The organism is Candidatus Aminicenantes bacterium, assembly GCA_026393795.1.
Lineage (GTDB): Bacteria > Acidobacteriota > Aminicenantia > UBA2199 > UBA2199 > UBA2199.
On the sequence record JAPKZL010000115.1, the window covers coordinates 1 to 10,510 of the forward strand.

Sequence of the window (10,510 nt, forward strand, 5' to 3'; positions counted from 1 at the left end):
TGATCGTCGGCGCCGGCAATGCCGGGGAGATGATCCTGCGGGACATGATGAAGCAGGGGTTCGACCACTTCCTGCCGGTGGGTTTCCTCGATGATGATCCGATGAAGGCAGGGACATACATCCACGGGATCAAGGTCCTGGGCGGCACGAATGATCTGGGAAGGGTTGTTCACGCCCATGACGTCCAGGGGGTTCTGCTGGCGATTCCGACGCTGAATCACCAGAAACTGCGGGATCTCTACAACGCGGCGAAAAAGGCCGGCGTCGCGGATAAAATCAGCCATGTGTCAACCGGCGGCGGGGCGGCGCTGGAATTCCTGGCCGGCGACAAACTGCCCGGCATTGAAGCGCTGACGGAGGCGTGATGGGCAAGGAATACGTGGTCGCCGGCAATTGGAAAATGTTCAAGAACGTAGCCGAGAGCCGCGCCTTTGTCGATGCTTTGGCCAAGACCTTCGCGCCGGTCCCCGGGATGGTGGTGGCGGTCTTTCCGCCTTTTACCGCCTTGGCCGGGTTACGTGCAATCGATGTCAAAATAAAAATCGGCGCCCAAAACATGTTTTACGAGGAAAAAGGCGCCTTCACCGGCGAAATATCGCCCTTGATGCTGCAGGAGCTGGTCGATTATGTCCTGATCGGCCATTCGGAACGCCGGGAAATTTTCAGGGAAAGTGATGAGGACGTGAACAAAAAGATCCGTGCGGCACTGCAGTTCAACTTGCTGCCGGTCTTGTGCGTCGGCGAGACCCTGCAGGAACGCGAGACCGGAAAGACCAGGGCCAAGATCGAACAGCAGTTGCAAAAAGCCCTGCACGGCGTGGCCGGCAGCGACCTGGGCAAGATCATCATCGCCTACGAGCCCATCTGGGCCATCGGCACCGGGATAAACGCGACGCCGAAACAGGCCCAGGAGGTGCATCATTTTATCAAGGGGTTGTGGCGGGAATTGGCCCCGGGGCAGAAGGTGCAGATCCTGTACGGCGGCTCGGTCAAGCCGGAAAACAGCCTTGAACTCCTAGCGCAGGATGATGTGGCCGGGGTTTTGGTTGGCGGCGCCTCCTTGAAAATCGAATCGTTTTCTGCTATAATTCACCATTGCGCGCAACTTATGGGCCAATAGGAGGAAACGTGCAAGGCATTTTACTTTTTTTTCATATACTGGTGTGCTTTTTTCTGATCGTCGTCGTCCTGCTGCAGAGCGGGAAGAGCGCCGATCTGGCCGGTGCCTTCGGAGGTTACGGCAGCCAGTCGTCTTTCGGACCGCGCGGCGCCGCCTCGCTTCTTTCCAAGCTCACCACCACGCTGGCGATCCTGTTTATGGTGACATCGCTGCTGCTGCAAGTCGTTGCCGCCCACAAGAGCAAGTCGGGCTCGGTGCTGGGCCAGGAGAAAGCGACGGCTCGGACGCAGTCCGCGCAGCCGCTTAAACCCGGAAGCGATGCGGCCAAGGAGCAGCCGAAGGAAAATCCCGGCAAGTAAGTCTTTAAAGTTTACACGAACATCCCTGTTTTGGATATAGAAATCAGCGCTTGAATGCAGGCCGAGGTGGTGTAATTGGTAGACACGCAAGCTTGAGGTGCTTGTGGGCTTTTGCCTGTAGGGGTTCGAGTCCCCTCCTCGGCAGTTATGGAGAGGTGCTGGAGTGGTCGAACAGGGCTGCCTGCTAAGCAGTTATCCCGGGTAAACTGGGATCGTGGGTTCGAATCCCACCCTCTCCGTAGTCACACTATGGTTTCAACTAGTTCTATTATTCGTTGAAACCATCTAGTGTGACTATCCCCGAAGGGGATTCGCATCGTTTCAGTCACTAGATGTTTTCAGCTATGTCTCAAGTCCGCTGAAAACATAGTGATGGTGTATCCCCGTATGATTTCCCCTATTACTCTTAGGCGGGGAAATCATCTACGGCGAAAATAACAGCGCTGGATGCTTTCCGCAGTTAAATCGAACCGCGGAAAGCATAGCGCTGTTATATTCACACTATGGTTTCGTGGTGCCCGAAGGGGATTCGCATAGTTTCAATCATTAGATGTTTTCAGCCGATGTCGAACTCGCTGAAAACATAGTGCGTGTACCGCTCGTGCATCCCACCCTCTACATTTTTCTTGTTTTTCTCTTCTATTGAAAGTGTAAATCATATTTTCATAAATTCCCTTGATATTCATTCATTTAAAAAGTATATTGTGTATGCAAAATAATTAACTAGGTTAAGAACTTTGCACCTAGGATATATTAATGAGAAAGGTGTTGGGGATTATGGAAACGACAAAAATCGCATTATTTAAAGGCAATAAAATCCAAAAAACCATTCACAAAAACGATAATAAAATATTTTGTAGGCACGATTATAAAAACGCAATTAAAGTTGGCAATATTGATTATCAATGTCCGTTGTGTGGCAAGCTTTTAGACCCCAAAGAATGGTTTCTTATGAACAGCTTTGAATTTATTGAAGTATTTACAGAAAATAAAAAAGCGGCGAAAAGAAACAGAAGTGTTGTTAGCAAAGTCAGAAATAAAACGAAAAAAGAAATCGGCAGGAGCGTGATTTCTAAGAAAAAATAACATGAACAAACAAATCGCACAATCACAAATAGTCATCTATAAAAATGAATCTGGCGAGACGAAAATTGATGTGCGTTTTGACGGTGATACCGTGTGGCTGACACAAAATGCTTTAGCGAACTTACTGCAAACAACAAAGCAGAACATAGGCCAACATATTAAAAATATCACTGAAGAGGGAGAATTATCAGAAAATTCAACTGTAAAGAAATTCTTTACAGTTCAAAAGGAAGGCGATCGTGAAGTAAAAAGAGAAATGGATTTTTACAATCTGGATATGATCATAGCGGTTGGCTATCGTGTCAAAAGTTCAATCGCAACAGCTTTTCGTCAGTGGGCAACGGCACGACTTCGTGAATACATCGTTAAGGGTTTTGTGTTGGACGACGTTATTTCGAAGAATTAACTCGTCGTATCACAGAAATCCGTACCTCGGAAAAAAGATTTTATAGAAAAATTACCGCCATCTATGCCACCAGTGTCGATTATGATCCGACAGATAAACAGAGTATTCTCTTTTTTAAAACAGTGCAAAACAAAGTTCATTACGCAATCACTGGAAGTACTGCGGCGGAAATAGTTGCGAGTAGGGTAGATAGCAAAAAACCAAATGTAGGTCTTACAAACTTCAGGGGCAGCAAACCAACAAAAGAAGAGGTATTGATCGCTAAAAATTATTTGAGCGAGCAGGAACTTCTAGTTTTAAATAATCTCGTCGAGCAATATCTCGTATTTGCCGAAGGACAGGCAATGCAGAGAGTGCCAATGTATATGAAAGACTGGATAGATAAACTACATGGATTTTTACAGATTAACAATAAAGATATTTTGAAAGATGCCGGAAAAGTCTCGCATGAGTTGGCGGCAGAAATAGCCGAAAAGAATTTTAATGAATATAAGAAAAGAGAAGCAATAAACATGGACAATGATTTTGATTCGGTAGCTTTGCATGCGCTTGAAATAGCAAAGAAAAGAGTCGTAAAAAATACATTAACCAAAAAGAAGAAGAAATAATATGGAAACAAGAGCGATTCTACAGAACATCATTAAATCAATGAATTAATGAAATAATTATGAAATTTAAGCTTAAACCATATAATCGCAATTCTCCGGATGAGAAGCTAGTTTCTGATGTTAAAAGAGTTGCCAGTGAATTAAATAAGATCTCTGTAACAATCGATGAATACAACGAAAGAGGTAGTTTTCATGCTACAACATTGACCAGAAGGTTTGGCAGTTGGTTTAAAGTGCTTGAGCTGGCTGGGTTGCAAAAATCTAGAAGTCCGCTAAATATTTCCCAAGAAGAACTTTTTCAAAACCTAGAAGAAATTTGGACTAAACTTGGGAGACAACCAAATTATTCCGAAACACAAAAACCACTATCAAAATATAGTGCTGGCACTTACGAAAACCGTTTTGGGACATGGCTAAAGGCTTTAGAAAAATTCGTTGCTTATATTAATAACGAAGAAGATAGATCGTCTGAAGAGGCAATCCAAAATATAGAGATTGAGCCTTCCACAAGACATAAAACAAAACGAAATATAAATTGGCGATTGCGATTCGTTGTGATGAGACGCGATAATTTCAAGTGTAAAAAATGCGGAAGATCACCAGCAACTGATCCAACTATAATTCTTCACGTTGACCATAAAACAGCTTGGGCAAATGGTGGTGAAACGGTGCTTGAGAATTTAGACACACTTTGTTCCATTTGTAATATTGGAAAAAGTGATTTGGAGTAATTATGACTGAACCTATCCAAACAATCTTTACTGAACTAATATTCGATAGGAATGAGTCGCTTCAGCGATCGGGGGGGAGGGGAGTCTTGGGAATTCTACCCGACCTACAAATCTTGTGCGAAATCTGTTCGAATTTATTTTAACATATACCGTTTATTTCCCAGCAGCGGACCGTGGGAAGATGAAAGAATATTGACTTAGAGTACTGCTTATGCTACCAATGAGCCATGGAAAAAATTCTTGGCCAGGCCCTCAAAAAAGAGCGGGAAATGCGCGGCCTTTCCCTGGCCGACATCGCCGCCGAGACCCGCATCGGCACGCGCTACCTGCTGGCCCTGGAAGATGAGGATTTTGACTTGTTCGCGGGCATCTTCTACATCCGCTACTATATCAAGAATTACCTGCGCGCCTGCGGCGCCGATGAAGCCGCCTTTTTCAATGCCCACTACGATTATCTGAGAGCCGTGCTGGATAAAAAAGGCCTGCCGCCGCCCGATCAGTTTCTGAACAAACTGGAGTACGTCAAGTTCAAAAGGCGGAAAACGCTGCTGATCATCCTGCTGCTGATGCTGTCGGGGGCTCTTTTTTATTGGCTTTTCGGCCGTTCCATCCCACCGCCCAAGCGGTTGGGGAGCGTCGAGATCCCCGCTTTTTCTACGGCGCTGCTCCAAGGCGAAAAGGATTTTCGCCCGGACCGGGCGCCGGTTTCCCTGCACCTGACGTTCACGGCCTCCTGCTGGCTGCAGTTATGGCGGGGAAACAAGAAGATAGCGGAAAAAATATTCGTCAACGGCGACAACCTTTCGGCGCAAGGTTACCAGCTGACTCTGCTGCTGGGCAATCCCGCGGCCGTCCGGCTGGAGATCAACGGCTGGGGCTGGACCCCTTCCGGCCGCTTTGCCGGCGGGGTCAAGCTGCTCCTCGGTCCCGACAAGGTTCAGGAAATCGCGTTATGACCAATCCGATTGTTTCCAGGAATCCGCTGGTCATGCAAATCGCCGCCGGAACGGCCAATGACGAGCTCCTGCAGTTTTTCCTGGAAAAGAAATTGGCCTTCACCGACGAAGAGTACCTGGAAGGCCTGGTTTTCGTGCTGCCCAAGCCCGTTTTTCATGACCGGGCGCTGGCCATATTGAGCGGCATCCCCCAGTCGGTCAAGGAAAATTATGTGCAAAAAAGGGACGCCCAGCTCCAGGTCGCCGAGTTCATTTTGCGGGAAGCCCTGCAGGCCGGTCATTTCAATACCCTGGCCCTGATCATCCAGAACCAGCATTTCCCGACCGAGTTTTTGCTGCGCATCGCCGCCCAGGGCAGGGAGTCGACGCTCGAGGTTCTGCTCGACAACCAGGTGCGCCTGATCGCCTACCCGGAGATCATGGAAAAGATGGAGATGAACCCGGCCTGCGGGCCCTTCATCCGCGGCAAGATCAACGAATTGCGGGAATTTTATTTTCGCGACCAGGCCGCCGAAGCCATCGCCGAAACCGCTGTCCTGGATGACATGGGCACGATCATCGCCCAGGAACAAGGTGCCGACGCAAGCCTGAGCCCGGTCACCATTAAACAGCAGATGATGACTTCCCTGCAGCGGATCAACCACATGTCGATCGCGCAGCGCATTCACCTGGCCCTGACCGGGAACAAGACGGAGCGGCTGATCCTGATCAAGGACCCCAACCGCATGGTGCAGATAGCCGTGATCGAAAGCCCCAAGATGGCCGACGACGAGGCGTTGATCCATACGCGTAACTTGAGCCTGTCGGGGGAAATCATAAGTAAAATCGCCAACAACCGCGACTGGACGAAAAACTACGCCATCGTCATGGCCCTGGTGCAGAATCCGAAAACGCCGGTCAGCCGCGCCATCGGCTTCATGAAGCAGCTGCATACGCGCGACTTGAAGATCCTGATGCAGGATCGCAACATCAACCCGGTCATCCGCAACCTGGCGATGAATTTGCAGAAAGAGAAGGAAAGGGTCAAGCACTGAGCAGCGTGATCAGCAAATCCTTGACGGCAAAGATGGTCCGCGGCAGGGCGGCCTGCGGACCGCGGTTGCAGGCGAAAAAAGCGTTGTCGTGGCGGTGCATGCCGCTGAAATGGCTGTTTCCCGTTTCCCGCTCTTTTTCAAACCCGGCTTTCAAATCGAATCCGGGCCGGCCCAGCAGCACCAGGTCGGGAGCGGCATCGATTTGCGGGCCGCTGTACAGCTCTTCCTTGAAAAATACCCGGGCAATCGCCTTTTCACCGTCCACTTCGTAGTTCTCGAAGAGCTGCTTCAGCTCTCCGCCTATTTTGCGGCAGTTGCCGGAGCTCACCCGGCCTTTCGGGTATTTGCCTTTTTGATGGATGTATAGCCGCGACGGGTCGAGGGCGAAAGCGGTGGCAACCGGGCTGATGCGGGCCAGGTTCCTGGGTTCGCCGCTTTCCAGGCTCAGAAAACCGTATTTTTTCAGGATGGGATTGAGATACACTTCGTGGCGGACGGGGCCGAAGCCGTGATCGGAAAGGAGCACGACCGCCATTTCCTCGCAAGCCGCGGCCCGCTCCAGAAAATCGGCGATGATCTGGTCGACTTCCTGGTAAAAATGGATGAATTCGCGGTGCAGGGGATGGCGGCTGTCCTGCCAGGCGTCGTAAAGAAAATGCTGCAGCCGGTCGGTCTCGGTGACGGTGAACATGAACACGTCCCAGTTTTCCTTCTGCCAAAGGACGTCGGCGACTTGCTTGCGGGTTTGCAAAATGTTATGCAGGTCGGCGAGGAACTCGATTTTCTTGTCCTTGCCCTTGCCGGCGTCGACATCGACCTGGTAGCCCATGCGCTTGAGCCAGGGCAGATAGCTGCGGGGATAGACGGCATTCTCCAGGGTCAGGGCCACAAAACCGGAGATCAGGACGCCGTTGAGCGGGCGGGCGGGGTAGGTGGCCGGCAGGTTGATGATCACCGAGCGTTTGCCCATTCGTCCCAACTCATCAAAGAAGGCGGGAGCCTTCAGGTCGCGAAAATCGGGGAAGCGGAGTTGATAGGTGCCCGGGACGAGATCGACAAAACCGAAAATGCCGTGTTCCCCGGGCTGGGTTCCGGTCATGAAACTGGACCAGGACACCGCCGAGATTTCGGGGAGGGAAACCGACATCGGCAGCGGCTGTCCCTTGGAACAGAAACGGTTCACGCTGGGAAGCAGCGATGGCCGGTCCCTGCCGCTGACCATGTCATGGGCCACGCCATCCAGGCCGAGGATCAGAAGTTTTTTGGCTTTGCCGGGCAACGGTCTCACTCGACAAAAGGGTTGCCATGCTTCAAAATCTCTTCGGCGACTTCCTTTCTCATCATCGATTCGGGCGGTATCTGGTGGTTGACCAGCTTGTCGCGGATGATCTTGCCGGCAAAATCCACGTGCTCGCTTTGCCCGTGCGGGCAGGTCTTGTCGTTGGCGATGGAATTGCACTTCTTGCAGAAAAAGAAGCTCATGAAGAAAATGGGGGTGATCCCCAGGTCGGGGAAGTGGTCGAATATCTTCTGGGCGGCGAAGGGATGGTAGTAGCTCCCCACGCCGGCGTGATCGCGGCCGATGATGAAGTGCGAGCAGCCGAAATTCTTGCGCACGATGGCATGGAAGATCGCTTCCTTGGGCCCGGCGTAACGCATCTCGGTCTGCAGGATGGACATGACGGTCCTCTCCTTGACGTAATACTGGTCGATCAGCACCTTGTAGGAATCGAGGATCACCCGGTCGGAAAAGTCGCCGGGCTTTTTCTTGCCGATGACCGGATTGATGAACAAGCCGTCGACGATGGACTGGGCCGATTTTTGCACGTACTCGTGGCCGAGATGGGAGACGTTGCGGGTCTGGAAGCCGACCACGGTTTCCCAGTTTTTTTCCTTGAACAGCACCCGGGTCTCCCGCGGCGTTAAATAGTAGGCGGGGAAGTTGGAAATGGGATCGCTCAGGAAATTGATGGTACCGCCGACGAAGTATTTGCTCAGGGCTTTCAGCCCCGACACGCCGGGGTGCTTGCCATCGAGAGTGCCGTAGACATTTTGGGCGTATTCTTCAAAATCCCAGGTGAAGATGTCTTCGATGAGCATCGAGGCCACGGCGGCCTTCGGGGTCTTCAGGATGATGGTTTCGTTCTTCACTATCTTTTTCGCCTGGCGCTCGTCCACGGCCAAAACGATCGGCAGCGTCCAGGCATGGCCGCTGGCCAGCCGGCTGTGCTGGATGACCTCGCGGTAGTCCTCCTGGTTCATGAATCCCTGCAGGGGGGAAAAAACTCCGCTGGCGATGTTCTGGATTTCGATGGCCTTCTCCTCGTCGATCTCCAGGCTGACGAACTGCTCCTGGCAGGAGAGGATGGCCGACCTTTCTTTCTCGGACAGGATGCGCTGGATCAGGGTTCCGCCGTGTGGTTTGACGATCATGTTTTAGCTCCTTAACTCAAATAGCCGAGTTTTTTCAGCTTGGCCTTGGCCGCTTCCTCTTCCGCCTGGGAGATGTCACCGCCACCGCTGCTTTGAGCGACGTATTGGCCGAGGATATGGATGACGAACGTGGACAGGTCGGGAAAATTTCCCTTGGCCGGACTCTTCAGCAGGTCGTGACGCAAATAGTCGGGGAGGTACAGATCTTCGGCAACGGGGCTCAGGTAGCCCAATTCCTGCATCTTCGCCAAAATTTTCCGCAGCGATTCCTCTTCGCTTTCCTTGTCGGTCTCGACGACCAATTCCGGTCTTTCCGGCTCTTCGAACGGGTCGGAAATTCCGGTGAAATTCTTGATCTCGCCGGCGATGGCCTTCTGGTACATTCCCTTGACGTCGCGCTCGATGCATTTTTCCAGGGAGCATTTGACGTAGACTTCGATGAAGGCGCCGATCATGGTGCGGATCTCGGCGCGGATGCTGCGGTAGGGTGAGACGAAGGCGGCGGTGGTCACGGCGCCCTGGCGGGTCAGCAGCGAGCAGACAAAACCCACACGGCGGATGTTTTCATCGCGGTCCTCCTTGGAAAACCCCAGCCCCTTGCTCAGGTACTTGCGGGTGATGTCGCCGTCCAATTCCTCGGGAAGGATGCCCCTCTTTTTCAGCTCGGCGTTCAGCTTCATGGCCAGGGTCGTCTTTCCCGAACACGGCAACCCGGTAAACCAGACCGTCACACCTTTCATGTTATGCTCCTTGATCATGGATTTGCATTCAGCGGTCGATGACCAGATATTTCTTCGGCAGGATCAGCGTGCTGGAAAACTTGACGTTGGTCAGCAGGATGATGGCCCGCTCGCGGTCGGGAAGCTCTTCCTGGAAAATCCCCTCCCAGCCCTCGAAGTCGCCTTCGTCGATGAATATCCGGTCACCCTTGCGGAAAAGTTCGTCGCGCTTGCGCAGCAATACGATGCCGTTGTCTTCGCGGTTCTTGATATCACGAATCTTGTCGTCACCGATGGTCCAGAGATACTCGTTGTAGCCCAGGATGCTCTTGACCCCCTTGGTGTATTTCACCTTCTGGTACAGGTCGTAAATGTTGAAGCGGGCGAACAGATAGCCGCTGAAAAGAGGAGTGATCTGGTCGATCTTGATCTTGTTCTTCTTGATTTTTTTCATATAGACCGGCAGGTAAACGTCGATAGCCAGTGTTTTCAGGTTTTTTTCGGCGCAAAATTCCTGCTTGGGTTTGCTGTGGATGATGCACCAATCGCCGTCGCCGTTGTCTTTCATCTGTGAATTTTAGTCCAAAAGGGCTCCAAAGTCAACCCACCCCGGTTTCCCTTTCGGCGGTCTGGTGTGCTATAATCAAAAAAGAGGCAACCTCATGAATGAAGAACAGAAAAAGACACCCCCGGGGCCGCTGCCGGCTGCCGAGCGGGAAAACGGCGAGATCCTGCAAGAGTACACCCAGAGCTTCTGGCATAACTCCAAGTTCTGGCTGGGCGTGGTCGTAATATTTTTCGTGCTGCTTTTCGCCTTCATCTACAAGAAAACCGTCGTGGACACCACCCTGAATCCGAAGCAATTGAAGGCGGCGCTCGAGTTTTTCGACATCTCGAGCCAATGGCTGGTCAACGAGCAGGTCAGCGACGAGGATTTCCAGGGCATCATCCTGGTCCCCGAGGTCTCGTTCCGCGTCCGCAACATCGGCAAGAAGGATTTAAGCTATGTATTTTTATTGGCCGTGTTCCGCTTCATGGACAGCGGCAAATACATCGGC

General features: G+C 51.5%; 11 protein-coding genes, 2 tRNA genes and 2 pseudogenes. 11 read left to right on the forward strand and 4 right to left on the reverse strand.

The features are described from left to right. The 10 genes and pseudogenes from pgk to NTW95_05665 form a co-directional block, all read left to right on the forward strand. A partial coding sequence (gene pgk / locus NTW95_05620) for a phosphoglycerate kinase (protein MCX6556899.1) occupies window positions 1-365 on the forward strand: 365 nt, incomplete at its 5' end. Further along, a complete protein-coding gene (gene tpiA / locus NTW95_05625) occupies window positions 365-1,120 on the forward strand; it encodes a triose-phosphate isomerase (GenBank protein MCX6556900.1) in 756 nt (251 codons plus the stop codon). The genes pgk and tpiA, both read left to right, overlap by 1 nt. A gap of 8 nt (window positions 1,121-1,128) precedes the next feature. Next, the gene (gene secG, locus NTW95_05630; GenBank protein ID MCX6556901.1) at window positions 1,129-1,479 is read left to right on the forward strand and encodes a preprotein translocase subunit SecG; all 351 of its coding nucleotides are present in this window, start codon (window positions 1,129-1,131) and stop codon (window positions 1,477-1,479) included. A 60-nt stretch (window positions 1,480-1,539) separates the two neighbouring features. Continuing rightward, window positions 1,540-1,623, forward strand: a tRNA-Leu gene (locus NTW95_05635). Between the two features lie 5 nt (window positions 1,624-1,628). Further along, window positions 1,629-1,718, forward strand: a tRNA-Ser gene (locus NTW95_05640). Between the two features lie 517 nt (window positions 1,719-2,235). Beyond that, window positions 2,236-2,565 (forward strand): hypothetical protein, encoded by a 330-nt coding sequence (locus NTW95_05645; protein MCX6556902.1) that lies wholly within the window; start codon window positions 2,236-2,238, stop codon window positions 2,563-2,565. Window position 2,566: 1 nt separating this feature from the next. Further along, window positions 2,567-3,579: pseudogene (locus NTW95_05650) on the forward strand (virulence RhuM family protein). 59 nt (window positions 3,580-3,638) lie between these two features. Then, entirely contained in the window at window positions 3,639-4,310 is a 672-nt protein-coding gene (locus NTW95_05655; protein MCX6556903.1) for an HNH endonuclease, read from the forward strand. 227 nt (window positions 4,311-4,537) lie between these two features. After that, window positions 4,538-5,266, forward strand: coding sequence for a DUF4115 domain-containing protein (locus NTW95_05660; GenBank protein MCX6556904.1), 729 nt, complete (start codon window positions 4,538-4,540; stop codon window positions 5,264-5,266). Next, a complete protein-coding gene (locus NTW95_05665; protein ID MCX6556905.1) occupies window positions 5,263-6,300 on the forward strand; it encodes a hypothetical protein in 1,038 nt (345 codons plus the stop codon). Before NTW95_05660 ends, NTW95_05665 begins: the two co-directional genes overlap by 4 nt. Here the strand turns inward: NTW95_05665 and NTW95_05670 are convergent. The 4 genes and pseudogenes from NTW95_05670 to NTW95_05685 all read right to left on the reverse strand — a co-directional run bounded on the left by NTW95_05670 (window position 6,290) and on the right by NTW95_05685 (window position 10,020). Further along, a complete protein-coding gene (locus NTW95_05670) occupies window positions 6,290-7,579 on the reverse strand; it encodes an alkaline phosphatase family protein (GenBank protein ID MCX6556906.1) in 1,290 nt (429 codons plus the stop codon). The two genes, NTW95_05665 and NTW95_05670, sit on opposite strands and share 11 nt — an antisense overlap. Before the next feature lie 5 nt (window positions 7,580-7,584). After that, the gene (gene sat, locus NTW95_05675) at window positions 7,585-8,733 is read right to left on the reverse strand and encodes a sulfate adenylyltransferase (protein MCX6556907.1); all 1,149 of its coding nucleotides are present in this window, start codon (window positions 8,731-8,733) and stop codon (window positions 7,585-7,587) included. Between the two features lie 221 nt (window positions 8,734-8,954). Continuing rightward, window positions 8,955-9,491, reverse strand: a pseudogene (gene cysC / locus NTW95_05680) (adenylyl-sulfate kinase). Between the two features lie 10 nt (window positions 9,492-9,501). Further along, window positions 9,502-10,020, reverse strand: coding sequence for a hypothetical protein (locus tag NTW95_05685; protein ID MCX6556908.1), 519 nt, complete (start codon window positions 10,018-10,020; stop codon window positions 9,502-9,504). Between the two features lie 94 nt (window positions 10,021-10,114). Here NTW95_05685 and NTW95_05690 point away from each other — a divergent pair. After that, a partial coding sequence (locus NTW95_05690; GenBank protein ID MCX6556909.1) for a hypothetical protein occupies window positions 10,115-10,510 on the forward strand: 396 nt, incomplete at its 3' end.

Coding starts and splice junctions, on each gene's coding strand:
- tpiA (MCX6556900.1), top strand. CDS start 365: ATGGGCAAGGAATACGTGGTCGCCGGCAATTGGAAAATGTTCAAGAAC.
- NTW95_05645 (MCX6556902.1), top strand. CDS start 2,236: ATGAGAAAGGTGTTGGGGATTATGGAAACGACAAAAATCGCATTATTT.
- NTW95_05655 (MCX6556903.1), top strand. CDS start 3,639: ATGAAATTTAAGCTTAAACCATATAATCGCAATTCTCCGGATGAGAAG.
- NTW95_05660 (MCX6556904.1), top strand. CDS start 4,538: ATGGAAAAAATTCTTGGCCAGGCCCTCAAAAAAGAGCGGGAAATGCGC.
- NTW95_05665 (MCX6556905.1), top strand. CDS start 5,263: ATGACCAATCCGATTGTTTCCAGGAATCCGCTGGTCATGCAAATCGCC.
- sat (MCX6556907.1), bottom strand. CDS start 8,733: ATGATCGTCAAACCACACGGCGGAACCCTGATCCAGCGCATCCTGTCC.
- NTW95_05685 (MCX6556908.1), bottom strand. CDS start 10,020: ATGAAAGACAACGGCGACGGCGATTGGTGCATCATCCACAGCAAACCC.